The 24,605-nt window shown below is 64.3% G+C and carries 18 protein-coding genes; 7 read left to right on the forward strand and 11 right to left on the reverse strand.

The window, feature by feature from the left end; genetic code table 11:
- Positions 1-197 precede the first annotated feature (197 nt).
- From K2Y56_RS04655 to K2Y56_RS04685, 7 genes are all read right to left on the reverse strand, one after another.
- A complete protein-coding gene (locus tag K2Y56_RS04655; protein ID WP_292505604.1) occupies positions 198-2,588 on the reverse strand; it encodes a DUF3772 domain-containing protein in 2,391 nt (796 codons plus the stop codon).
- Positions 2,589-2,614: 26 nt separating this feature from the next.
- Positions 2,615-3,187 carry a hypothetical protein gene (locus K2Y56_RS04660; protein WP_292505606.1) on the reverse strand — a complete coding sequence of 191 codons (573 nt, stop codon included), beginning with the start codon at positions 3,185-3,187 and terminating at the stop codon, positions 2,615-2,617.
- A 291-nt stretch (positions 3,188-3,478) separates the two neighbouring features.
- The gene (locus K2Y56_RS04665; protein ID WP_292505608.1) at positions 3,479-5,650 is read right to left on the reverse strand and encodes a carboxypeptidase regulatory-like domain-containing protein; all 2,172 of its coding nucleotides are present in this window, start codon (positions 5,648-5,650) and stop codon (positions 3,479-3,481) included.
- A 27-nt stretch (positions 5,651-5,677) separates the two neighbouring features.
- The gene (locus tag K2Y56_RS04670; protein ID WP_292505610.1) at positions 5,678-7,360 is read right to left on the reverse strand and encodes an FAD-dependent monooxygenase; all 1,683 of its coding nucleotides are present in this window, start codon (positions 7,358-7,360) and stop codon (positions 5,678-5,680) included.
- A complete protein-coding gene (locus K2Y56_RS04675) occupies positions 7,357-7,854 on the reverse strand; it encodes a MarR family transcriptional regulator (RefSeq protein ID WP_292505612.1) in 498 nt (165 codons plus the stop codon). Before K2Y56_RS04675 ends, K2Y56_RS04670 begins: the two co-directional genes overlap by 4 nt.
- 168 nt (positions 7,855-8,022) lie before the next feature.
- Positions 8,023-8,289 carry a hypothetical protein gene (locus tag K2Y56_RS04680; protein WP_292505615.1) on the reverse strand — a complete coding sequence of 89 codons (267 nt, stop codon included), beginning with the start codon at positions 8,287-8,289 and terminating at the stop codon, positions 8,023-8,025.
- 1 nt (position 8,290) lies between these two features.
- A complete protein-coding gene (locus K2Y56_RS04685) occupies positions 8,291-8,500 on the reverse strand; it encodes a hypothetical protein (RefSeq protein ID WP_292505617.1) in 210 nt (69 codons plus the stop codon).
- A gap of 245 nt (positions 8,501-8,745) precedes the next feature.
- Between K2Y56_RS04685 and K2Y56_RS04690 the strand changes: the two genes are divergently transcribed.
- Entirely contained in the window at positions 8,746-8,934 is a 189-nt protein-coding gene (locus tag K2Y56_RS04690) for a hypothetical protein (RefSeq protein ID WP_292505618.1), read from the forward strand.
- A 293-nt stretch (positions 8,935-9,227) separates the two neighbouring features.
- On the opposite strand, the gene K2Y56_RS04695 is transcribed toward K2Y56_RS04690, so the two are convergent.
- On the reverse strand, positions 9,228-12,560 hold the full coding sequence (locus K2Y56_RS04695) for a PAS domain S-box protein (protein ID WP_292505620.1): 3,333 nt from the start codon (positions 12,558-12,560) through the stop codon (positions 9,228-9,230).
- Positions 12,561-13,802: 1,242 nt separating this feature from the next.
- On the opposite strand from K2Y56_RS04695, the gene K2Y56_RS04700 reads away from it, so the two are divergent.
- Positions 13,803-15,503: an EAL domain-containing protein gene (locus K2Y56_RS04700; protein ID WP_292505707.1), complete on the forward strand. Its 1,701-nt coding sequence runs from the start codon at positions 13,803-13,805 to the stop codon at positions 15,501-15,503.
- A 23-nt stretch (positions 15,504-15,526) separates the two neighbouring features.
- On the forward strand, positions 15,527-16,450 hold the full coding sequence (locus K2Y56_RS04705) for a BLUF domain-containing protein (RefSeq protein WP_292505621.1): 924 nt from the start codon (positions 15,527-15,529) through the stop codon (positions 16,448-16,450).
- A gap of 227 nt (positions 16,451-16,677) precedes the next feature.
- On the opposite strand, the gene K2Y56_RS04710 is transcribed toward K2Y56_RS04705, so the two are convergent.
- Complete coding sequence (locus tag K2Y56_RS04710; protein ID WP_292505623.1) at positions 16,678-17,595, reverse strand: class I SAM-dependent methyltransferase; 918 nt, start codon at positions 17,593-17,595, stop codon at positions 16,678-16,680.
- A 972-nt stretch (positions 17,596-18,567) separates the two neighbouring features.
- Here K2Y56_RS04710 and K2Y56_RS04715 point away from each other — a divergent pair.
- The 4 genes from K2Y56_RS04715 to K2Y56_RS04730 are packed head-to-tail and all read left to right on the forward strand — an operon-like array spanning position 18,568 to position 23,173.
- Positions 18,568-20,925: a TonB-dependent siderophore receptor gene (locus K2Y56_RS04715; RefSeq protein WP_292505625.1), complete on the forward strand. Its 2,358-nt coding sequence runs from the start codon at positions 18,568-18,570 to the stop codon at positions 20,923-20,925.
- A gap of 9 nt (positions 20,926-20,934) precedes the next feature.
- Entirely contained in the window at positions 20,935-21,255 is a 321-nt protein-coding gene (locus tag K2Y56_RS04720) for an iron transporter (protein ID WP_292505627.1), read from the forward strand.
- The gene (locus K2Y56_RS04725) at positions 21,252-22,838 is read left to right on the forward strand and encodes a PepSY-associated TM helix domain-containing protein (RefSeq protein WP_292505629.1); all 1,587 of its coding nucleotides are present in this window, start codon (positions 21,252-21,254) and stop codon (positions 22,836-22,838) included. Before K2Y56_RS04720 ends, K2Y56_RS04725 begins: the two co-directional genes overlap by 4 nt.
- Positions 22,835-23,173 (forward strand): DUF3325 domain-containing protein, encoded by a 339-nt coding sequence (locus tag K2Y56_RS04730; RefSeq protein ID WP_292505631.1) that lies wholly within the window; start codon positions 22,835-22,837, stop codon positions 23,171-23,173. The genes K2Y56_RS04725 and K2Y56_RS04730 overlap by 4 nt, the downstream gene beginning before the upstream one ends.
- Before the next feature lie 103 nt (positions 23,174-23,276).
- On the opposite strand, the gene K2Y56_RS04735 is transcribed toward K2Y56_RS04730, so the two are convergent.
- Positions 23,277-23,924: a TadE/TadG family type IV pilus assembly protein gene (locus tag K2Y56_RS04735; protein WP_292505633.1), complete on the reverse strand. Its 648-nt coding sequence runs from the start codon at positions 23,922-23,924 to the stop codon at positions 23,277-23,279.
- Positions 23,921-24,508, reverse strand: coding sequence for a TadE/TadG family type IV pilus assembly protein (locus K2Y56_RS04740; protein WP_292505635.1), 588 nt, complete (start codon positions 24,506-24,508; stop codon positions 23,921-23,923). The genes K2Y56_RS04735 and K2Y56_RS04740 overlap by 4 nt, the downstream gene beginning before the upstream one ends.
- Positions 24,509-24,605 lie beyond the last annotated feature (97 nt).

Raw genomic sequence — 24,605 nt, forward strand, 5'->3', positions numbered from 1 at the left:
CGCATCGCCCGGCGACATCGGGTGGTCAGAACGTGTCACGCGGCGTCCAAGGCCACCGTTCTGCGACCTCTTGGCGAGGCCGAGCCATGACGGCAATCCGCATTGCCGATCGGCCAAGCCTCCGGCTCCTGCCGGCATCTCGCTTATCAACGTCGTGGTTGAGGCAAGCGCGGCGCGTCCCGTCGAGCCGTGCGATCTCAGGCACCCGAGCCCGCACCGAGCCTGATGCCGGAGCGGCGGAAGAACTCGAGGAGGACGAGGTTCAGCTCGCTGCGGGTCGCATCGCCGAGCGCGACGTCGAGGAGGAACACGCGCGCTTCGACCTCCAGACTTTCGCCGAGCTTCGTGAGGAGCAGGACCGGACCGGGTTCCGCCGCCACGTTAGGATGACGGCCGGAGACCGCGATCAGGATGTCGCGCACGAGCCCCAGGTCGGTGTCCTTTTCGAAGGCCATGGACAGGCGGAGGCGCTGCGACACGTCGGTCAGCGTCTTGTTTCGCACGATGGAGGTGATGAGGTCCGTGTTCGGAACGATGAGGTCCGTCCGATCGCCCGTCGCGATCAAGGTCGAACGTACGCTGATCTTCTTGACCCGGCCCTCCTCGCCCTTGACCGAGACGATGTCGCCGACGCGGATCGGGCGTTCGGCGAGCACGATAAGTCCCGAGACGAAGTTCGAGACGATGCTCTGAAGACCGAACCCGATGCCGACGGAGAGCGCCCCCGCCACCACCGTGAGGCTCTGTGGGTTCAAGCCGAGCTGGCTGAGAGCCAGGAGCAACGTGACCAGAAGGCCACCATAGGTGACCACCGTGATGACCGAATAGCGCGCGCCGGCATCGAGGCGGGTCTGCGGCAGGACCTGGCGATCGAGCCATCCGGTCCCGACCCGCGTCAATGCCACGCCGGCAATTGCGGTGATGGCGGCGAGACCCGCCGACCCGATCAGATTTCGCACATCGGCGAGGCTGTAGCCGAGGAAGGCATCCCGGAAGGGATTGAACTCGCCGTAGGCGAGGTTCCAGGGACCGACGACGACGAACACCATCGCGGCCACGACGACGACGTTCAGCAAGCCCGACAGGATGACGGAGCCGAGAGCCAGCGCATCCGGTTGAAGCGCCAGGGTTCGGCTCAGCCGCGCCAGTCGGGGGCTGCGCCTGATGTCGTCTCGCGTGATGGACAGCGCATCGATGCAGATCAGCATCACCCAACCGAGGGCAAGCAGCAGACCCGTCACGATCAGGCGGCCGACCAGGAAACCACCGAGCGCGGTGAAGCCGACGAGCACGGATGCCAGGGAGGCGACGACCACCGCCCACACGAGCGGCGTCAGCACCGAGAAGTAGATGGCGGACGTTGCGGCGGGCATCGCCTCCGTGTCGGCAGAAGCTTCGACGTGACTCAAGCGGATGAGCGCCAGCGCCAGCAACGTGCAGCAGGCCGTGACCGTGACCATCGTCGAGGCTTCACTGATCACGACCCGAAAGTGAGCCGCGATGGCGAATTCGTTGAAGATGAGGTCGGCCGCGTAAAACAGGATCGACGCACGCCCCGTGCGGGCGACGATCGAGGCAGTCCGATCGCTGACGGCGAGGAGCCGGTGGGCAGGGTCATCAGGGGCTACCATGGCTCGCAGCACCCCCGATCCGATCAGATAGCCGGCGATGGCGCCCAGCACCCTGAAGGCGATCGAATCCGCGCTGCCGGGGGTGAAATCGACGCTTTCGTTCAGGACGATCAGGAGCACGATGATCAGCGGGATCGAAAACACCGTGAGCGTCATGTCGATCAGCGCATGGACCGCAGCACGTCTCCGCGGGGCGACATCGGCGCGGACGGCGAACCGGTGCCAACGGGCGAGCATGACCCGGCTCAGCCGTTTCGAGATCCAGAAGATCGCGAGGCCGGTCGACAGGAGGAACAGGACGACAACGACATTCGTCTCCCAATCGCCGAAGACTTCGTCCGCCGAGATGACGGCACCGAGATCGGCAAGCTTGTCGCCGAGCTGCGGCAGGGCTCGATCGAGGAGTTCGCTCCAGAAGGCCGGCGAGAGAGGGCTCAGGCTGTAGGCGAACAGACGCTTGGAAAAGAGTGCGCGGCGGGACTCGGTGATCCTGTTCCAGGCGTCCTCGATCTCGGCGGCGACTTTGCCGTCCTCGCGCAGCTGCGCCTCGACGGATCCGAGGACCGCATCGGCCGCACGGATGGCGGCGTCTCGTTCGACTGCACCTTCGACCTTCCCGGCTTCGAGCCGCGCGGTCCGCGCGCGCTCCAGCTCGGCCGCGCTTTCGGACCGCAGCTCGCGGCTTTCCGCCATCAGGGTCTCGGTACGGTCGCGGAGAGCGGAGAGCCCCTTGAAGTCGGATTGCCTGAGCGGGACCTCCGTCGTGATCTCGGTCAAGGCACGGCGAAGATCGGCGCGTGCGTCGTTCTGTGCCGCCGCTCCGGCGATCGCAGCCATGAGCATCGTGGCCAAGAGCAACTTGGCCAGAAGCGACTTGGCCAGAAGCGACTTGGCCAGAAGCAACTTGGCCAGAAGCAACTTGGCCAGTTTCAGTCCATGGGCGCGCCGTGACGTCATGGCCCCGCGAGCGGCGTCGCGGGCCATCATTGCGCGTAGGTGCAGACGGTCCGGGTGCTTCGGCTCAGAGTCCCGGTCCTGAGGTCGACGCTCGCCGGCACCCCGATTTCGCCGGAGCCGCCCTGCTTCGTGAACTCGGCGAGGCGCTGGCACGTCTTCGCCGTACCGGTTCCGGATCGGATCGTGAAAGTGACCCGGCCGCCCACGGTCTTCGTCACGTTCGCTTCCGTGAGCGGCTCGCTCACGACGGCCTTGCCGGACGAAAGGTCGTAGACGTGCAGGGTGCCGGCAAGACCGATGAGCTCCGTGACCGCCAGGTAGCGGCCGTCCATGCCCTCGATCGTGTAGGGCTTCTCGGGACCGCCGAGCCGAAGGTCACCAGCCTTCGGGGCGAACTCGCAGGGCGTCGCCTCGGTACGACCCGCTAGAGCCCGGCCATGGAATTCGACGCCGACCTCGTCGGGAAGGTTACGGGCGACCACCAAGAAGCCGGGCGTCGTGAGGCAGTAAAGGGCCGCCGTTCCAGTTCTGGTCGCCTGTTGCGCTCGGGCCGCCCCGACCATGGCAAGAAATACGAAAACACAGACAAGGTGCTTCATCCAAGATGCGCCTGCTCGCTCGGCCCGAAGCTTTCGCTTTCAAGGCAGTGCCAAAGCAGGTTCTGCGATCTGCCGCAATCGCCGCCTGGACGCTACACAGACAAATTTACACTGCCTTCCGAGACCAGATTTCGCCCGCTGCGATCACACCGCGGCATGTCGGCAGATTGCTTTCGGGACGTTCGCAAGTAGCCGCAGGGTAATCCCCCGACGTTGCTCAACAGATCCCGACCCATCAACGAAGACTCGCCTTCTCAGCCGTCATTTCAACGCACGACCCCACACATGATCTCACCTCGCCAGAGGATCGGGTCTGATCTGGAAGTGAACCGCGCGCGGTCTGCTGCCCTTGCCGCCCTCCATCAGCCAAGGCGTCCTATCCCCGCTGGTGGTCCACAAGCCGCGTCCCTTCCAGCCGGCATTCGGATCGTCGATGCGGCCGTCGAACCCTTTTGCATAGAAGCCCAACGGGTATGGTACGCGCAGCGAAATCATCTGGCCGTTCTTCAAAGCCACCAGGCCATCCATGAGGTTGGCCGTCGACATCGGGACGTTCTCGCCGAGCCCAAACGTGTCGTGCTGATCGACCCAGGTGTAGTAACTCGACTCCGCGCTGTTCTCGCCGATGCCTTCGAAACCCGGACCGGGATATCGGTGGAACGACCAGCCTTCCGGGCAGTGATCTCCCGTCGCGGCCGGCCCTTGGAGCGGACCTTTGCATTTGCGCCGGTCGAAACTTCCGAGATGGCCACTGGACAGCGAAGCCCAGACGACGCCATCCTTGTCGATGTCCCCACCCCGGATGCCGAAGCCGGGTTCGGGGACATTGTAGATTTCGGTGAGCCCCGTCCTGGTCGGGTCGGCGCCCGGGGCGAAGCGAAGCAAGGCGGGCGTGCCGCCGAAGACCCCGGCGGTGTACCAGATCGAGCCGTCCACCGGGCTCGGCATGACGGCATAGGGACCGGAGCCAGCGACGATCCGCTTGTCCCTGGCCGGATCGACCGCCTCGTTCGGCTCCACGTGCTCGTCGCGTCGGCCGTTACCGTTCGTGTCGAGGACGAACGGCGACCAGCCTTGCGCCTTCGCCGCATCGCCGGTCTCCTCGAAGACCTTCGTGTTGATCCAACCCGCCACTTGGCCGGTGCCGCTGGGCCAGAGCGTGTGGTCGGCATCGTAGCCGAACTGCAGATGGTGGGTGCCGAAACACGTATCGACGAAGGTGTATGCCATCGCCTTCGGGTCGAGCATCGTCACCTGCCGGCTCGACCGTTCCAGGGGGAAGACCCTGGCGGAGGGGTGGCCGGATCCCGCCCTGCAGAAAATCGGGTTGGCGGTGCCGCGCAGGCCCGCGGCGAGCCAGAGCCGACCCTTATGGTCGAACATGGAATTGTGATTGTTCGCGCGGCTGTTCCAGAGCTTCTCGTCGCCCCAGTAGGCCGAGGGTTGCAGCACCACGGCGCCGGCGGCATGCCCGGGCCCCAAAGCCTCCTTTGTGTCCTGATCCCGCACCGGAAGCTTGTAGACGGTCACCCGGTGTGTCTTCGGATCGAGGATGGGCATCAGGTCGGTGGAGTATTCCGGAGCGCCGAAGAGCGGACCGTAGGCGTTCACCGTCGGCTGACGCCGGTCCGACGCGATCAGGTCGTGGAGATACTGCTTGTCCGTGTGCCATTCCCAGGAGGTGACCACGATGTTGCGCTCAAGCCCTTCGGGGCGTTCCGGCCGCACCGGTGGTGTCTCGCCCTTCGCGATCCGTTCGGTCCATTCGGCGTAGTATCTGAAGGGCGCCCCGCCGAAGACGCCCGCGAGCTGGTTCGTCATCTGCTCGCCCGACTGGCCCGACTGGACGCGCCGAATCCAGGCCTCCTCGTGGGTCCTGCCGTCCAGGAACACGCCCGGTATCGTGCGCGTGGATGCCTGACCCAGCTGATGGCAGCCGATGCAGCCGATATTCTTGACCTGCTTCAGCCAATCGACCTGCGTGAGCGTCGCAGGGATGTCGCTCTTGCCCCCGAACTGGTCCGCGGCGGGGATGCGCAGCATCGAATACCAGTAGAGGGCAGGATAATACTGCGCCGCCGTCCTGGCGTCCGGGGCAACGACCGCGGTCAGGTCCAGCGTGCGCCCCGGCGCGCTCTGCCCTTTCGGCGAGTCGACGAGACCGTAGCCCCTCGCCCAGATGCTGTAGGTGGCTTGAGGGAGGTCCGGAAGGAGGTAGCGGCCGGCATCGTCCGTCACGACGATCTTGGCGTATTTCGTCGGAAGGTCCGTCGTCTCCGCGATGACCCAAACGCCTGCCTCTGGACCGTTCGGGCTCCTGACGAAGCCACCGATGTCGTCAGAATCAACGCCTACGGTCGGAACCGCGTTCGGTTGAGCGGCAACCTGGGTCGGCGAGAGGGCCAGCTCAAGGGCGACCGCAATGGTCGCCACGCGAATGCGCATCGCCGTCCCGATCAACATGCGGTCTTCCTTCTGCGTCTCGAGAGATCACTGTCCAGCCGCGCCGAACACCTTGAGGCAATAGGCGCCAAGGAGCTCCGGCCTGTCTATGGGTCCTCGGAACGCGATATGGCCGTCCGGCCGCACGAGGATCAGGGCTGCGCCTTCCAACCCATAAGCGGCATGCGCGATGCCATCGAGGTCGGACAGCATCATCGCGTCAACCGATCCGGCAAGCGAGGCGCTGAGGACGAGCCTCGGCCGTACGAACGTCCAATTCTTGACCTCGGCGATGGCATGACCGAGCTGCGAGACGAGGTCCGCTTGCCGACCGTCGAACGCCAGCAAGGACCAGCCCCAACTCACGCCGTCGGGGTTGTACAGATGCGCGAACAGTGTCGTCGACGTGCCGTCCGATGCGATGACAGCCGCATCGGGCGCCCGTTCACCGGCCTTCGGCGCATCGCGCTGCACCAGATCGTGCAGGCCGCCGAGACGATCATCGTTGAGCGGACTGCCCGGATACGAGACGGTCAGTTGCTGAAGATCGGCGGTACCCTGAATCAGCGCGCCGATATCCGGCAGGAACCGCGCAGCGATATCCATGGCCGCGTCCTTGATCGAGCCGCGATAGACGCTGTTCTTGAAACCGTGCAGCTGCTGCTCGTCCAGCCGACGGTGCTCGCTGCCCCGCTCCGCGTCGTAGGAGTCGAGCATGATTGGCTCGGCCCTGCCGTCCAGAACCATCGCCAGCCTCCACGCAAGACCGACGGCATCGTGCAGGCCCGCATTCATTCCCTGTCCGCCCGCCGGCAGCGTCAAATGCCCGGCGTCGCCGACAAGGAACACACGTCCCTTTGCATAATGCGGAGACACGCCGTGCTGGAACCGGCTGTGCGTCAGCCAAATCGGATCGGTTAGCGTCAGCGTCCCGTCCTCGGTGACTTCGCGGGCAATGGCCTGAATCTCCTCGAGCGTCGGATCGCGCTCCGGGATCCCCGTATCGTCCGACAGGAAGAACAGGCGATGATATCCGCCCCATACAGGCAGCACGCCACAGAATCCGCGTGGATAATAGAAGAACCAGAGATGGTCGAACTCCATCGAGCGCCGCCAGCTTAGCTTGGCGTCGACCTGACGGTTTATGCAGTCCGGCAGCTTCGCGGGCTGGAAGTCGAGCCCGAGTTCCCTGCGCACGAATCCCGAGGCACCATCGGCGCCGATCAGGTAGCGACATCGCAGGCGTTCCGTCGGGCCTTCGCCATCGTTGTCGCTCACCGTTGCGAGGGTCACGGTGACACCATCCGCGTCCTGCTCGAAGGCGATCACCTTGCGCCCGCGCTCGACTCTGCCGCCCTTCGCCTCGACCTGGTCGGTCAACGTCGTCTCGATGACGTCCTGGCCGCTGTACAGGACCGGGCCATACGGGCTCGGGACCTCGGCGATCTTGACGGGAGCGACCGGCCGTCCGTTGAGCAGGGTGTTCACCTCTGTGATCCGGTAGGATTTCTCGGCAATGGCATCGCGGATGCCGATGCTGGCGAGCAACTCCTGCGGCCGCGCCCAGAGGTTGTTGGCACGCGAATAGGGTTTGGGTTCTCGCCGCTCCTCGAACAGGCGGAAGTCGACGCCGTGATGGGCGAGTGCGCTCGCGGTCGTAAGGCCGATCGGGCCACCTCCGATGATGAAGACGTCCGCGTCGAAACCATGTCGATCCGATGCCGTGTTCATACCGTGTCCTCTGGTAGCGTTGGGGAGCCGACATTCGTCGCCGGCGCGAAGGTGTGCCCGATGACGTCGTTCATCTCTCGCAGCACCGCGACCGCGGTCGCCAGCCGCTCGGCGCCGATCCGGTCGAGGATCGACTGGTCGAGGGGGGCGACCGCCTTCTCGGCGCCGCTCAGGGCAATCCGCCCTGCTTGGGTCAGCACGACCAACTTGGCGCGCTGGTGATGCGGGTTGGGCTGAAGGCTGACGAGGTTTCGCTCGGCGAGCAGGTCGACGACCCGCTGCACCGCCTGACGGGTCAGTCCCATGTTGCGCGCGATGTGCGCCACCGGCAGCGGCGTCGGCGAGTAGCCCAGCGCTCCCAGCACCTGCCACCATGCGGTGGTCAGGCCTGCAGGACGCACGAGCGCATTGCCTGCCTCCACCAGTCGACCGTTCGTCTCGAAGACCGTCAGGACCAGATCTCTGACGCTGGCCGACCCGTCACTCTCGCTCATGTGTCAGCATCACGTCTGAATGACAATATGCTGTCATAATGAGGCGAGACGCGAGATGGTTCCGTCGACCTGCGGGGCCCGCTGCCGGTGCGATCTTCGCGAGCACCGACGCGTTCAGCCTCGCGGAGCGTGGCTGAACGCGTCTTCAGGCTGTTGAGATTGCAGGTCTCACGTCCTCGACGGCAGCGAGCGCCTGCCGGTATTGGCGTGAAGCTCGAACTTCGCGCGGCAGCCGATCCCGTAGACGTTCGGGGTCCGGCTGCCCACCTCCCGTTGCCAGCGACAGGTCTGGGTCAGCGTCAGATAGACGGTCATGATATCCGCATGCTCTCCGAAGCGCCTGCGCAGCCGGTCCATGTCGTAGGCGCCGCGCCGCTGGCAGACGGAGCAGGCGATGACGAGCCGGCGCGAACGCAGATCGCACAGCCGCTCCATGTCAGGTCCGGCTATCTGGAAGGCGTCCCCTGACATAGCCGAGCGAGACCAGCTTGGCCGCCAGGGCGATACGTCGCTCGGCCATCAGCAGATCCTCCACCGCAAAGCGCAGGGCCGTCTCGATGTCGCCTTCGGCGGCCTCGACATAGGCGACGACCGCCACGTCCTCATCGGTCAAAGCGGTGAAGGCGGCGACCTCGGCTGCTGACATCGACTAACCTCGAATGAGAACGAATACAGAACATACGCTTTGCGCCTTGAGGTCAAACTGCCCGATCGAGGCCTGTGGGTAACGGGGAGAATATCCAACGAATCGTTGACGGTGGGAGCGTGACGCTCGAACGGATGTCGACCGGGGAGTGCCGATCGTCTCCGAGCTTCGCGCCTCGAGACTCCTGCGAGAGAACCCAGGCTGCCGATGCACGTTGTCCAGGCTTCGCATCCGTGGAGACGGCCATGTCGAACCCAGACGGCAAGGCTGGAGAGCCCACATCCCAGGCGGATGAGGCGGACATCGCCGCGCCGCGGCTGACGCCGCAGGGCCGCACCGATCCCGACGCAGCCGGCGAGGACGCGACGGATCCGAATGGCGGGGCGAAGACAGGACAATCAGACCAGGCCGAAGGACAGAGCCGATCCGGCTGAACCGGGTACGGCGCCGGCTCCCTGCGCTATCGGGCGGTCGCTCGGCCTCCGGGTCCGTCTTGTCCGGCCATCGTCTGGGCAGCGGAAAGCATCGGGCGGGGGAAGCGACCGACCGGCTTCCGATGAGTGCCGAACGCTGCCGCGCCGCGGCGAGGCATCCTTGACAAACCTCCGGTTCCTATTGGCCTCGATCCTCTTCGGACCGTGTCACTGAGGCGGTAGGGTCGCGGTCGCCGATGTTTAATGCTCGATGGTTCTCGTGATGTGTCGCGAGTGGGCCGGCGAGAAGAGCCTCAACTGGGCGAATCGCCTGACGTCGCCTTCCGACGTCCTCGAATGACGCGAATGAGGACACGCGAGAGTTCCTCGGCGGCGTAGGGCTTCTGCAGCAGTTCGAAGCCGTGCCGACCTTCCTCGGCAAGGACGTGACTGTAACCGGAGGTCAGTACCACCGGCAGATCTGGATAGAGGGACCGGATCTCCTGTCCGAGTTCGATGCCGCTCCTTCCCGGCATCATAACGTCCGAAAAGACGGCATCGAAGGCGTTCGCCTCGGCGAGAATTCTGAGGGCTTCGTTCGCATTCGCAGCCCAGACCGTCTCGTAGCCCAGGTCCTGCAGGATCTGTGTCGAGAATTTTCCGATCTCGACATTGTCTTCGACCACCAGCACGCGACGCCCACGCCCGTTCTCCGTCGGCTCGACCGCCACTGGTAGGAGAGGGCCGTTCGCCTCGCCGGCGGCGTCGGTCTGCGGCAGGTAAAGGGTGAAGACCGTGCCCTGCCCGACCCGGCTCTCGACCGCGACATCACCGCCCGACTGCTTGGCGAACCCGAAGACCTGGGAGAGTCCAAGCCCCGTGCCCTTGCCGAGCTCCTTGGTTGTGAAGAACGGTTCGAAGATGAGAGCAAGGTTGTCGGCGGGGATACCGTAGCCCGTATCTTCGATCGAGACGGCTACGAACTGGCCGCGTCCACCCGCATGCCCCCGTATCGCGGGGATCTCCGGTATCGGTTCGACCATGACTGTCAGTTTGCCTTCACCGTTCATGGCGTCCCGCGCATTCACGACCATGTTGACGAGCGCAGTCTCGAACTGGCTCGCGTCGGCTTCCACGAAGCAGGCTCCGCACACGATCTCGGTCTCGATCTGGATCCTCGCGCCGACGATCGTGCGAAGCATCTCGGTCACCGTACGCAGCCGCTCGGCGACATCGAACACCTCTGGCTTGAGCGCCTGACGGCGCGCGAATGCGAGGAGCTGACCCGTGAGCCTCGAGGCACGATCCACCGTGTCGGAAATCGCCTCCACGTAGCGCCGCCGCCTCTCCTCGGAGAGGTCGGGCTTTCTGAGCAGATCCGTCGAGGAGCGGATGATGGTCAGCAGGTTGTTGAAGTCATGAGCCACGCCGCCGGTGAGTTGACCGACCGCCTCCAGCTTCTGGGCCTGCCGCAGGGCGTCCTGAGCCCGTTTCAGTTCGGTGATGTCGCGTCCCTCGGCGACGAGCCAGGCCGCGACGCCGCGCTCGCCAAGAACGGGCTTGAGCGAGAAATCCACGATCGCGCGCACCTCGCCGGCGCCGCGCATCTCGTGCTCCTCACGCACGATCTCGCCGCCGGCCGCGCGTCTGATGCCGGCTCGGATGGCCTCCTGAAGCTGAGGATTTCCCCTCATCGGAGCAGCGAGCCAGAAAGGCGTTCCGATGATGTCGGACGGCTCGATCTGACTCCATTTCAGGGCCGTCTCGTTCACTTCGACGACGGTTCCCGCGGGCGTCAGAAGCGCCATGAACTGCAGCGCCGAGTCGAAGATGCCCCGGAAGCGCCTCTGGCTCTCGGTCAGGTCGGACGTCCGTTCGGCGACCCGCTGCTCAAGCGTTTCATTGAGCTCTCGTAGCCGGGCCTCGGCGAGTTTTCGGTCGTGAATGTCGGTCGACGTGCCGAACCACGTCGTCGTCGACCCGGGGGCATCTCGAAAAGGCTCGGCGCGGGACACATACCACCGGTAGGCGCCGTCGTACCGGCGATAGCGCACCTCCACCTCATAGGTGGTGCCGCGCGCGCGGGCCTCCGCCCAGACCGCCGCGGTGCGCTCCGCGTCATCCGGATGCAGCGCGGCCGACCATCCATCGGGGAGAGCTTCCTCGACTGCCTGCCCCGTGTACTCGAACCATCGGTCGTTCAAATAGTGAAGCTGCCCGTCGGACGTGGCGAACCAGACGAAGGCGGGCACCACGTTGGTGATCGTCCGCAGACGCGCCTCACTCTCCCGCAGGCGCTCTTCCTGGCGATGCCGTGCCGTGGTGTCGCGAAGGATTCCGACCGCACGGGCGGCTTCGCCCGTGACCGGATCGGTCAAGACGGCACCGTGCGAGGTCAGCCAGCGTGTTCCACCATCGGCCGCCGGCTCGGCACCTCGAAACTCGATGATGTAAGCCGGCCCATCCTTTTCGAGGGAGGCCCGAAATGCGGAATCCGCTTCCTCGCGGTCACTCGGATGAACGATGCGCAACCATGTCGACGCATCGTAGCTGCCGGTCTCGTCGCCAAGACCGCTGATCCGAATGGCGGCCTCGTCCCAGTTCCCGGTTCCGGTGACGAGGTCCAGGTCCCAGGTCCCGATCTGTGCTGCTTGGGCGGCCAGCCGAAGCCGTTCCTCGCTCTCGTGCAACCGTTCTTCCGAGGCCTTCGCCTCGGTTTCCGCCCGCGCACGCTCGACCGCCCCCCAGGTGCGTTCCGCGACCTCGGTCACCAGTTCGGCATCGTAGGTCGTCCAGGGGCGGCTCTCTCGTGCATGGACGTAGAGGGCCGCCCGCATATGCCCGTCCTTGACGAGCGATGCCGTGATGACGGCGCGGGTATCGATGGCGTCGAAGGCCGCCAGGCTCTCGGGCGAGTTGGTCCGAGGATCGTTCGCCGCATCCTGTATGACGAGTGGAGTCCCCGAGCGAAGCGCGGCCAGGACATCCGGGCCGAAACCCGCAAGATCGTGGGTGCCTTCGCGAGACGGCACGGACCCGTCCGTCCAGTTTCGATCCGTGGTGAAGTAACGAGCCGATTCCTCGACCTCGCCGTAGCCCACGCGGTTGGCGTCGAGGTGCAGTCCGAGCGCCTCCTGTGCCGCCGCGATGACGGCACGGGGATCTGAGATGCTTCGCAGTCGATCGCTCACGTCGAGAAGAAATCTCCCCTGACGCTCCCTCAAGACACGGCCGGTGGTCTCGTGCCCCTGATTGAACACGCCGACCACCGAGCCATCCTCGCCTCGGATCGGTGTGAAACTGTAGTCCCAGTAGGTGTCCTGGCGTACGCCGCCACGCATCATGGGCAGCCATTGGTCGAAGACCGCGAGCCCTTCGCCCCGCTCGATCACGCCCTCGAATTGCGGACCGACGACCGGCCAGATGTCGGACCAAACCGCGGCGCCCGGCCGGCCGAGCGCCCAGGGGTGGCGTTCTGCCAGGATCGGAGCCCATGCATCGTTGTAGAGGAGGCGTAACTCGGGGCCCCAGTAGATGGCCGTCGGAAAGCTGGAGTTCAGGCAGATCGACAAGACCGAGCGCAATGATTGCGGCCAGGTTTCCGCTCTTCCGAGGGGTGTCGCCGCCCAATCGTGGGCGCGGATCATCGCACCGGTTCTGCCACCTCTCTCCAGAAAATTCAGGCCTTCCGCCGCTCCAGCTTCAGCGGACGTCTCCATCGTGTCCACTGATACCCGGAACGCCACGTGTCTCCCTTTCACATTCGAACTGTCGGGCCAGTCGATTCAAGCCCGCACCAACGGCATCTCTGCCATCCCAATCGTTCATCAGGGCAAACGGCCCACAGGAACGAGCGTAAACTTCCGCGGTGAACGAGACGTGTCGGGCTGGATCACCGGGCAACCGGAACCGCTGTCATGGAGAGCAACGGTTGTCAAAGCATAACTGCCAATTCACCACTGCACTTTCACGAATGTTCGCAATCATCTATCGGAAGCATTCAAACTTACAGTTATTGAATTGATTTTCATCTATATTTGTGCCCGACTATTCTGAACCGACCGGCCAACCGTCCGCGCGAGGGTTCATCGTTCCGTTGGAGCGAGGGCGCTGCGACCGCTGCCATGACCCAGTCTGTCGGCTTGTATTCATAGGCAGCCGAGACGGCCGCCGACAAAAAACACCCACGAAAATCCGGAAGCCGATTCTGTGGCATTCACGGATCGCGCTTCGGTGAGAGCCTGTGAATCGATGGCCGCGACCTCGGCGGACGCTCGCCGACGCCGATGCGCCACCGATCGATCTTAAAGCCGCCGAAGACGAAGGGGTTCCGATCGAGCCGCTCTGCACATCGTGAGTGGCGCAGCTTGGCTCTCTTCCACCAGTGAGACGACGGCTCGAGCGAAATGGCTCGTTCGAGCCATCTTATCGAAGCCTGACATGAAGCGATTGTTCGATCCCAGCCAATACCTTCCAGCAAATCGTCGAATGCTGTCCATCTAGGTGAGGCCGCGAAATACATCGTTTGAAGTCCGTATCGAGACGTCACGTCATTCAATTCCACTTTAAAAATATGAAGGCATAAGTTATTAATTCAATGCAATTATAAAGTATTTAATTCAGTACTGAAAGCGACTTCCTTTTTCATTGATTTCGATTTAATTTGTTGTGAAGTAAAATAGCGCAAATTTACCATTATTCTGTGACAGAAATGCACATTTTTTAAGTGCCATCGTGTTTTAACCTGTGAAAATATCGTTCAATTAAGAAAGTTTTAGTTGCTAAGAAACTATCGTGGAGTTCAAACATGGAAACTCGATACGCTCCAGATCGAGTGAATGGTCGGATGTCATTTCATGCCTCCGCGTTTACAGATTAAACCCCGACCAATAACTGAAACCGCACCATTCGAAACCGTCCATGAAGAGGTTTCCTCGTCATTTTCAGTCTTACTACCATATTTAAACTCTGTCCGATCCGGACTTTTGTTGATCGATCAGCGCGGATACGTGCTTCTCAGCAGCGGCAGGGTTTTCGGTCCACGGGATCCTGCCGACACGCCGATCCAAAAGGGCATCTCGATTCGGCAGGTCCTTCGGTCTCTTCGAGTGGGCGTCGGCTCGGCATGGAAAGGGGTGTTCGATCACCTTCGGCGGGCGTCGAGACAAAGCACCCCGAGCATGATCGAGTTCACCCTACAGGAGCGCCTGCTGGAGGTTCACCTGCATCCCGTTATGGGAGGCGGTTGGGCCGTCACGATCGAAGACGTCAGCGCACGCCGCGCCGCCGAGGCCGATGCGGCGAACATGGCTCGCCAGGATCCCCTCACTGGCCTGCCTAACCGCCTCCTCCTGCGCGAGCGCCTCAACGAGGCCCTCTCCCGGATGCAGCGCGAGGGCGAGGGGTGTGCCGTCCTGCTGATCGACCTCGATCGGTTCAAGCCCGTCAACGACACCCTAGGCCATCCCGTCGGCGATGCCTTGCTGGAGAAAGTCGCGGATCGGCTGCGCTCCACGGTGCGGCCCACCGATACCGTGGCGCGGATCGGCGGCGACGAGTTCGTCGTCCTCCAATCCGCTATTCGCGACCCTGGCGACACGCAGGCCCTCGTGCGTCGCATCGTCGATCTCGTCGGCAGGACCTACATGGTCGACGGCCATCTCCTCACCATCGGCGCGAGCGTGGGCGTGGCTTTCGCGCCGAACGATGGCACCGATGCCGACAAGCTCCTGAAGAACGCCGATCTCGCGCTCTATCGGGCCAAGCTCGATGGCCGCGGTACGTTTAGGTTCTTCGAGCCCGAGATGGACGCCCGGATGCAGGCGCGGCGGCAGCTCGAACTCGATATGCGCCAGGCTCTCGCGAGGCGTGAATTTCGGCTGCACTACCAGCCTCAACTGAACCTCGAGAACAATCGCCTGACGGGCTGCGAGGCGCTGCTCCGCTGGCAGCACCCGCAGCGCGGCATTGTCTCGCCGCTCGACTTCATTCCTCTGGCCGAGGAGATTGGGCTGATCGTGCCGATCGGCGAGTGGGTCATGCGTCAGGCCTGTCGCGACGCGGTAAGTTGGCCGGGAACGTACTCGGTGGCCGTGAACGTCTCGCCGGCTCAGTTCAAGAGCGAGCGCCTCGTCGAAATGGTGATGTCGGCGCTCTCGACGTCCGGGCTCCCAGCCAATCGCCTGGAGGTCGAGATCACGGAGGGCGTCCTCCTGCAGGAGAATGCGAAGACGCTTCAGACGCTTCACCGCCTCCGCGAGCTCGGCGTGCGGGTGTCGATGGACGATTTCGGCACCGGCTATTCCTCGCTCAGCTATCTCCGCTCGTTCCCCTTCGACAAGATCAAGATCGACCGCTCCTTCGTGAAGGATCTCGATGGCAAGCCGGAGGGCGACGCGATCATCCGGGCGATCGCCGGTTTGGGCAAAAGCCTCGGCATGACGACGATCGCCGAAGGGGTCGAGACCCCGGCACAGATGCAGCGCATCCGGGACGAAGGCTGCACCGACGTTCAAGGCTATCTCATCAGCAAGCCCGTGCCGGCATCCGAGATCCACGCGCTCTTCGCCGGCGACCAAACCGCAATCTGATCGTACGAAGAGGAGTTGGAGTCGTGGGTGATTTGTATCGCTTGGTCTATGCCAGCAAGAACCTGATGCAGGGATCTGACGCCGAGATCGCGCAGGTTGTCGCCCAGATCCTCGAGACCTCTCGCCGCAACAACGCCAAGGTCGACGTCACCGGCGCCCTGCTGTTCAACGCAGGAGCTTTCGCTCAGGTCCTTGAGGGGCCGCAGCGTGCCATCGAGTCCACGTTCGAGCGCATCCAGCGCGATGTACGCCATGGTGACGTGACGGTGCTGCAGTGTGGCCCCGCCGAAGATCGCGGCTTCTCGAACTGGTCCATGGGCTTCGTGGGTCGGTCCGCCGCCGGAAGGGCGCTCTGGGATGGCATCGCTGTCGAGAGCGGGTTCGATCTGTCGCGCCTCAACGGCGATGCGGTCTTCACCATGCTGCATGAGCTCGTGTTGGAGGAGGAGGGCGTCGTCCCGGCCGCGAGCGGTCCGCCGGCCACCCTGGAGATTTCGGCACCGCCTCGCGCAGCACTCGACGTGGATCGACTTCGGGCCGAGTTGCCGCAGCTCGGATCGACCAATCAGGATCGGGAACGCCCGGATCCTCGGCCATCCGCCCAGGCATCTGCGCGACGGTCGTCACAGACGCGGAAGGCCGTGTCCGGAGACAGGACGGCTGCGACACTCGCAGTTCTCAGGGCAGCTCTCGCCAGCGAACGACAGCTCACGACCGAATTGCGAAACGATCTCGATGATGCGCGCATCGCCCTCGCCTTGAGCCAGGAGCAGGCCGAAGCGCTGCAGCAGGAGCGGGACCTGTGGGCGAAACGAGCGAAGCTGCTCGCGGCGGCGTTAAGCCAGGAAGCCGACGGGGTCGCGGACCGACCCGAGCAGGACATGGGATCCGGCTCGACGAAAAACGACCCGAGTCGCGGGGAGACATCGATACGGGCGGTCGCCTAGCGCCACGCTGAGCGAATGCATCCTGGACGAGAGGCGCCCGATTTCGATCGGGAAAACCGGGAAGCCTGCATTCGACCCATGCTTCCGTAGCCGCCAATCGACGTCAGGACCGCCGGCCAGGTCCTTCGACTCGATTTGCCACAGACTGAAGGGTACCGGCAGCGAAGTCTGGCCGCAGCGACACAACCGCGGCCATCCTTGGACGAAGACGGCAAGGTAATCCTCGATCAGATACGCTGAAGTTCCATGTAGCCGATGCAGTTCCGGGCATCCTGGTAATAGGTGACATCGGCAAGATCCACGTCGGAGATTTCGCTGGCGAAGGCTTTAATTTCCGCTTCGGTCCGATAGAGCAAGTGCCAATCCATGAAGACCTCCATGTAGGGCACTTCCATGCAGCCCGTGAGGAAGTTCGCTACCAGCAGCGTTCCGCCCGGCTTGAGCAGGCTGAACAGCCTTCTCGTCAACCGCATGGCGATGCGATCGTCGAGATAGTCGTAGAGCCCCGCCGCATAGACGAAGTCGAACGTCCCGAGGTCGTGCCGCCCGGAAATGAAATCGCGTACGCTCAGCTTCCGCGCCTCGATCGCGGGCGAGACATGCTCGCGATAGCCCTCGACGACGCGGAGGCTGTCGAGATCCTGGTCGGTTGCAATGAAGCGGCCGATCCGCCCTCCCCGCATAGCCACGCTGATCTCCGCCTCTCGAAGATGCCCGCAGGCGACGGCGAGCATTTCGGCGCCCGGCCGTGCCGCAGCGATGCGATCGATCCGCTCTGCCAGGAGCTTCCTACGCTGCCTGACCGCCTCGCAGACCGAGGTGTCGTTGGTGAACCCGTAGACATCCCGTCCGGTGTCGCTCGACGCCGCCACGACGGGTTGGGCGTCGGCATGGCGGTAGATGAGATCGAGGAGGCCCGCATCGCCAGGATAGCCCCGCGGACGTGTCAGCGAGTGGCGTGTCAGCGGACATTCCGTCACGTGACCGGCGAGAGGATGCACCCTGGCGGTGGGCAGGACGACATCCTGCCAATCGCCGTCGCTCACGTCGCTCTTGAGCGATCGCAAGGTCTCGTTGATGCCGAGGATAAACCCGTTGCGATCGTGCATCTCCGCCGCGGAGGCAGCCCGATCGAGACGAGCCACGACACGAGACTGGATATTCTGCTGGTCTAGGCTCAGCTCTTGAGCAGGTTGCGGCAAAGCTATCGTTTTTGCCGCAAGGACCCGACCGATTTCGAAGGGAGTTTGTTGCCCTCTGAGGGATCCCTTGAAACGTCGCGCCGATTTTTCTTTACGAAGTCTGCCCTGCACCGACAGCGTAGAACTCACCTGGCTACTCCTCAAGTGATCCAGAGACCCGATGCCTGCGCCGATGCACAAGCGTCTCGCCACACCGTAGAAGTTATCATTTCACTAAAACAACCGACATCTTTTAGTTCAAAATGCACAGTTCATTTTTTGTTAAGGTTAACGCCGGGCCTATCTTAGCCGGCTTTATCAAGAAGAGCTCATGTATCATGCAGAGCATTCGAGACGTGTGGCTGGGATGCTCGCATCGGCCGCCTGGAGATCCGGCACGGTCGATGCGGGCGGCGCCTCGGAATCACCCCGGGGGCCGCGAATGCAGCTGATCCGCCAGGCGAAGGGTTCGGGGGCGACCGGGCGAAGCATGAGGCGTCCATTGGCAGCGAACGCTGAGGCGCTTCGGTCGTCGGAGGAGGTGCTGCGCAGGCGTCGAGCCAGGGGCCGTTCAGTTCAAAGGCGCCATCGGCGATATCCGTGCGAGAGCGTGCCGATAGGTTGATTAGTGGCTGTTGCATCCGAGCAACCAGGAACTGTTGACGGATTTTGTGCGGCTGCAGCGCTTCGGAAGGTACTTAGATTGCCGTTATAGTTCCGCTTTGTCGGCCTCCATCGGCTTCCTTTAGATTTAAATAATTCCAGTTTAAGCATGCACTCAACTTCTGATAGGTGCAGTCTACTTTTGATCTGGAATACTTCTACAAGATATACCTTGATCCATCAGATAAACCTCGCAAGAACGTGAATTACGGCCCGCATCATTGAGACGTTTCGTTCGCTCTGCGGTGTCGTGTTGCGTTGAGGATCAGGGACATGGACCGCCAAGACCAGTCTTCCGGGGGGCAGATCGCCGGGGCAGGCCGCCTTCGCATCGTATCGGCCCTCCTGCTCTCGACGACCTGTACGCTTTGTCATTCCGACGCGGTCTTCGCCCAATCCGCCCCGGTCGAGGGTGTCGAGCTGCCGGAGCTGAGCATCAGTGGCGAGGGGCGCACCCTCGGCGGCGCGCTCTACGGGCCGGGCGGGGCGCTCGGTTCGGTGCGCGGCTACGTCGCCAGCCGCAGCACCGTCGGCACCAAGACCGACACGCCGATCGTGGAGACGGCGCAATCGATCTCGGTGATCGGCCGCAAGCAGATCGAGGACCAGAACGCGCTCACCATCAACCAGGCCCTGCGCTACACCCCGAGCGTCACCACGGAGCAGCGCGGCGGCGCCGGCTCGACCCGCCTGGAGCAGTTCCTCATCCGCGGCTTCTCGGCGCCGATCTTCCTCGACGGCATGGCGCTCATCGGCGGTCGCGACGCCAACGCCACGATCGACCCCTATCGGCTGGAGCGGGTCGACGTGATCAAGGGCCCGGCCTCCGTGCTCTACGGGCAGTCGGGGCCTGGCGGCATCGTCAACCTCGTCTCCAAGGTTCCGCAATTCGTGCGGCACGGCGAGGTCTTCGTCCAGGGCGGCGGATTCAACGAGATCCGCGGCGGCGTCGACGTCGGTGGACCGATCGAATCCAAGGTTCCTTGGCTGGCCGACCAGTTCGCCTACCGGATCGTCGCGTCAGGCTGGAACGGCGACGGACCGGTGGACACAACACGGGTCGAGCGCGCCTTCATCAATCCCAGCCTGACGTGGCGGCCGTCCACCGACACCCAGCTCACGATCATCGGAAACTACCAGCGCGATCCGTTCTCCGGCTTCTACGGCGGCTTCCCAGCCGTGGGCACGGTATTCCCGCGCAACTTCGGCAATGGCCTGATCGGTCGCCTGCCGGTCAACTTCTACGACGGCGACCGAAACGTCGAGCGGTCTGACCGGACCCAGGCCTCGATCGAATACCTGTTCGATCATCGCTTCAACGATCACCTGCGTTTCCATTCGGCCGGGCGCTACCTGCGAACGCAGGGCGACTATCGCAGCGTCTACAGCGCGTTCAATCCCCGCAACGGCCCCTTCGCCAGCGGCCCGCTGCTTCCGCGCGCAGTCATCGGCACGAACGTCGCGGCCGAAGCCTACACGATGGACAACAACGTCGTGGCGAACTTCGACACCGGGCCCATCGCCCACACGGCTCTATTCGGTGTCGACCACCGCACCTTCAGCACGCGGACGAGCGGGACGCCGTTCCCGGACGCGCCGGATCTGAACGTGCTCGCGCCGAACTACGCGATGAATATCCCGTTCCCAGCCTTCAACACGACCTCGCGCGTCGACGCGCAGCAGACCGGCGTCTACTTCCAGGACCAGATGAAGGTCGACCGCCTGGTCCTGACCCTGGGCGGGCGCTACGATACGGCACGCCAGACCGGCCCGACACGATCTTTCCCGGCCGGACGACCGAGCACCCTGACGTTCCAGGATGCGCCGTCCGACGCCATGACCTACCGCGCGAGCCTGCTCTACCTCTTCGATTCCGGCATTGCGCCTTACGTGTCCTACAGTCAGGCCTTCGAGCCGATCGTCGCCGGCAGGGTGTTCGACACCGCCTTCGGCACCGTCGGGCGCGTGCCCGATCCGCAGCTGAGCGACCAGTACGAGGCCGGCATCAAGTACCAGCCGCCCGGCACGGATATCCTGCTTACCGCGGCGGTTTTCGACATCCGCCAGTCGAACCGGACGACCCCGGACACGACGTCCGGCCGTCCCGCCGGCTTCGTCCTGCAGACCGGCCAGGTCGGCGTCCAGGGCGTCGAGTTCGAGGCGCGGGCGAACCTCACCGAAGGGTTGACCCTGATCGGAGGCTTCTCGCTCATCGACATCCGCAACGTCCGTGACGACAGCAGAACCGCCAACGATCTGACGCCCGGCCAGACGGTTCCGTTGCAGGGCCGCAGACCGGTGCTGGTGCCGGATTCAACCGCCTCGATGCTGGCGACCTACCGCTTCCTCGATGGTCCGCTGCTCGGGCTCGAATTCGGCGGCGGCGTGCGCTATCTCGGCCCGTCTTGGGGCGATACGGCCAACACGTTCAAGGTACCGTCGAGCGTCCTCGTCGACGCGGTCGCCTCCTACGACCTGAAGTACCTCAACCCGGCGTTCCAGGGTTTCCAGCTTCAGGTGAACGCCAACAATCTTCTCGACGAGACCTACGTGAGCGGCTGCAACGGCTATACCAGCTGCTATTACGGGCTGCCGCGTACGGTCTATGCAACCCTGCGGTATCGCTGGTAGGGCGCGGGCATGAACGCGGTTTCGAGCAGACGGGCGGAGTGGACCACGCGCCTCGCGGTGGCCGGGCGAGTCGTCCTCGCCGCCGGGGGCGGATATGGCCTCGCGGCGCTCTCGACGGCGCTGCTGTCGCTGGTCCTGCCGCTGTCGAGGGCCGAGGCGGTGACGAGCGCGACGCTCCTGAGCTTCGCTCTCATGGTCGGAGCCGCGGTCTACGTCTTCGCGGCGCGGTCGCTGGGCCGGGCCGCCATCTCGATGGCGGTTCTCGCTGGGATCCTCGGCGGAACGCTCTGGCTTGTGATGAAGATGATCCAAACGGGGAGCCCGGCATGAAGAACGGCTTTCGCCAATCCATGGCATGGTTGCACACCTGGTCCGGCCTCGTGGTCGGCTGGGTGCTGTTCGCCGTCTTCGTCACCGGCACGGCGAGCTATTACCGCTCCGACATCTCCCTCTGGATGCGTCCGGAGTTGCGCCAGGAGGCGGCGTTCTCGCCCGAGGACCTCGCCAGGGCGGCCGAATTCGGCGTCGCTCACCTGCAGAAACATGCCGGGAACGCGCGAACCTGGTTCATCACCCTGCCGAGTGCCGACAACCCGGTCCTCGACCTGTTCTGGCGTACCAAGCCGGGCACGCCCCCGAGCCAGGCGGCCCTCGACCCGCGGACCGGCGAAGTCTCCGGATTGCGCGAGACAAAGGGCGGGGATTTCCTCTACCGCTTCCATTTCGAGTTGCACATGCCGCCGATCTGGGGGCGCTGGATCGTCGGCATCTGCGCGATGATCATGCTGGTGGCACTGGTCTCGGGGATCGTCATCCACCGGCGCATCTTCGCGGATTTCTTCACCTTCCGGCGGGACAAGTCGGCCCAGCGCGGCTGGCTCGACGCCCATAACGTCACCGGAGTCCTCGGACTGCCGTTCCACCTCATGATCACCTATACGGGCGTCGTCACCCTGGCGCTGATGTACATGCCCTGGGGTGTGACCACGGCCTACAAAGGCGACAACCAGGCCTTCTTCGCCGAGAGCGGCCAGATTACCGCGCCGCGTCCGCCCGCGGGGCGCCCCGGCACCCTCGCGCCGATCGGCCCAATGGTGCGCGAGGCGATCGCGACGGTGCCCGAACCGCTGGAGCGGCTCTCGATCCTCAACCCGAAGGATGCCGCCGCCACGGTGGTGGCGGTGTTCGAGGAGCCGCACGGCCTCTCGCACGAGCATCCTCAGGTCGCCTTCGACGGCGTCACCGGCGCCGTGGTGGAAGTCCGCCAGGGAGGCCTCAAGCCGGCGGCCAAGACATTCACCACGATGGTCGGCCTGCACGAGGCCCATTTCGCCGGGCCGGCCCTGCGCGTCCTGTTCTTCCTGTGCGGGCTGATGGGATGCGCCATGGTGGCGACCGGCCTCGTCCTCTGGTCGGTCTCGCGGATGCCGAAGGCGGGCGAGCCCGCCTTCTTCGGTCTGCGCCTGGTCCAGGCCCTGAATGTCGGGACCGTGGTGGGGTTGCCGGCGGCGGTCGCGGTCTACCTCCTCGCCAACCGCCTCCTGCCCGTCGGCATCGCGGATCGCTCCGGCTGGGAGATCAGGGCCTTCTTCGGCGCCTGGATCATCATGGCTCTGGCCGCCCTCCTCCGCCCGCATCGCCGCGCCTGGACCGAGGGAGCAATCGCCGTGGCAGCCCTGTTCGTCGCCGCAGCGACGGCGGATGCCCTGACGATCGGCGAGGCGCGGTTCCTCGGCTTCGACACGGCGCTGCTCGTCCTCGCGGCCCTCTTCGCCTATGCCGCCCGCAAAGTTTCGACCTATGCGCCGCCGCAGCGGGAGAGGAGATCCCGCCAGGATTCACCGGCATTGGCGGCGGCATCACGCCAGCCGGCACAGGCCTTCCGCACGCAGAAGGTCCTCAACGAGGCATGACCCCCATCGTCCTGCTCCTCACTATCGGCCTGAGCTATGTCGGGCTCGCGGCCCTGTGCCTCGGCATGAACCGGCATCACTCGGCGATTTTCGAGGCGCGCCCGGACCCGAGGCGCGCGCTCCTCCTGCGGTCGGCCGGCTGGATCGCCATCGGCCTGTCCTTCGCCTCGGCGGTCCATTTCGAGGGCTGGGCCTTCGGCCCCGTGCAATGGATCGGCGGGCTCACGGCGGCGGCGCTGCTCGTCGTCGGCATCCTGTCCTACAGGCCGGGGCTGATCCTCCCCACGGCAGCGCTGGTTCTGCCGGTCGCTCTCGCGGCGGCGATCTCGATCTAGGACAAAGCCCTGGAGCTTGCGGTTACTTCAGGAAGGCGGCGAGTTCCTGACGTCATCCGCTCGTGGTTTCGGGAGATGGACCGGTGAGCCTGGAACCGTGATCTCAACAAGGCCCGCCGATCGGAAGCACCACCTCCGGATAGCGGCTCTTCTTGCGAACGCCCTTGCGGACTGGCCATTTCAAGGCGTTTCGAACCTGGAAGGTGTCGCCGCCCGTTTCCCTGTCGAGGATCTGTCCAAGGAACAGGATCTTGTAGGGCATCTCGACCTCGACGTAGAGGAAGCGGCTTCCTTTCTCCTCAACCGGAAAAAGAACGGTGAGGTCCTCGCCGACCTGACGCGCCTGCGTATTGGCGGTCGCGACGGCGGAACAGACCTTCGCCTGGATCGGACCATCCTCGACGGCAGTCCCGATCGTGCTGAGCCTGATCCTCGCCGTAGAGCCGTCGAAGGGAGGCATGATCAGCGCCGCAGCCTGGAAGACCTCCTGAGCCTCCCTCGCGTCGATGGTTTCCGCTTGGCTCACGACCTCGCCCACGGCGCGAGCCAGATAGCCGACCTTCCGCACGTTGTTGGCGAAATGCGAGATCTCCACGCATCCGATGAACAGGAAGACGAGCAACGGGGCGATCAATGCGAATTCGACCCCGGCAACTCCCGACCGTGCGGCGACGAACCGAGACGGCAGCGTGAGGAAGCGCCGGGCGATGCTGCCGGCGCGCCGGGACGGATCTTGAACCGCCCGCGTCATGGCGTGGGGCAGGTCGCCGAAGAGCCTTGACCATTCTCCATCCGGAAGGTGAAGGCCGATTGGATGACCCGGTTGCCGTTGGCGTGCTCCGAGTGCCCGAGGCTCAGACCTGAGAAGCCGATGAATTCAAAGGCGGCCTGGAGAACGACGACGGCTCCACTGCGCGGGCACTCGAAGGTGTTCCCGAAACCGCTGGCCCATTCGCCGGTGCGCGGATCGATCGGTTGAGAGAGCGACGCTCCACCCAGGCTGCTGAAGCTGCGCAGATTGACCCTGACAAGGTCGCAGCGGAAGAGACCTCCGATCTGGGAACAGATTTCCTGACGCAAGGCGTCGGCCGGCGAGCGCTGAGCGTCCCGCGAGGGGTCGGACGCGGAGACCGGGGGCAGCGTGTTGGTGGAAATCCTGCGCGCCCCGATCTCGACGGCATTGTCGAGAACCTGCCCCATCCAGAACATCAGCGCGATTTCGAAGACGACGAGGATGAGGGCAAACAGCGGAAGGGCGACCAGGCCAAACTCGACGGCACTTGCTCCGTTGTCGTCGATCAGGATCCTACGCGTCCGGGCGCGCAGGTCTCTCATCGGGCTCCAGCGCGCCGTTCGGTTGCAGAGGTCGAATGCCATCGCTCACGCCACGCGTCGCATCTAGGATTGGAAGCATATCCTGACAGCGAGCTCA

It is taken from the genome of Methylobacterium sp. (assembly GCF_019745455.1).
GTDB lineage: Bacteria > Pseudomonadota > Alphaproteobacteria > Rhizobiales > Beijerinckiaceae > Methylobacterium.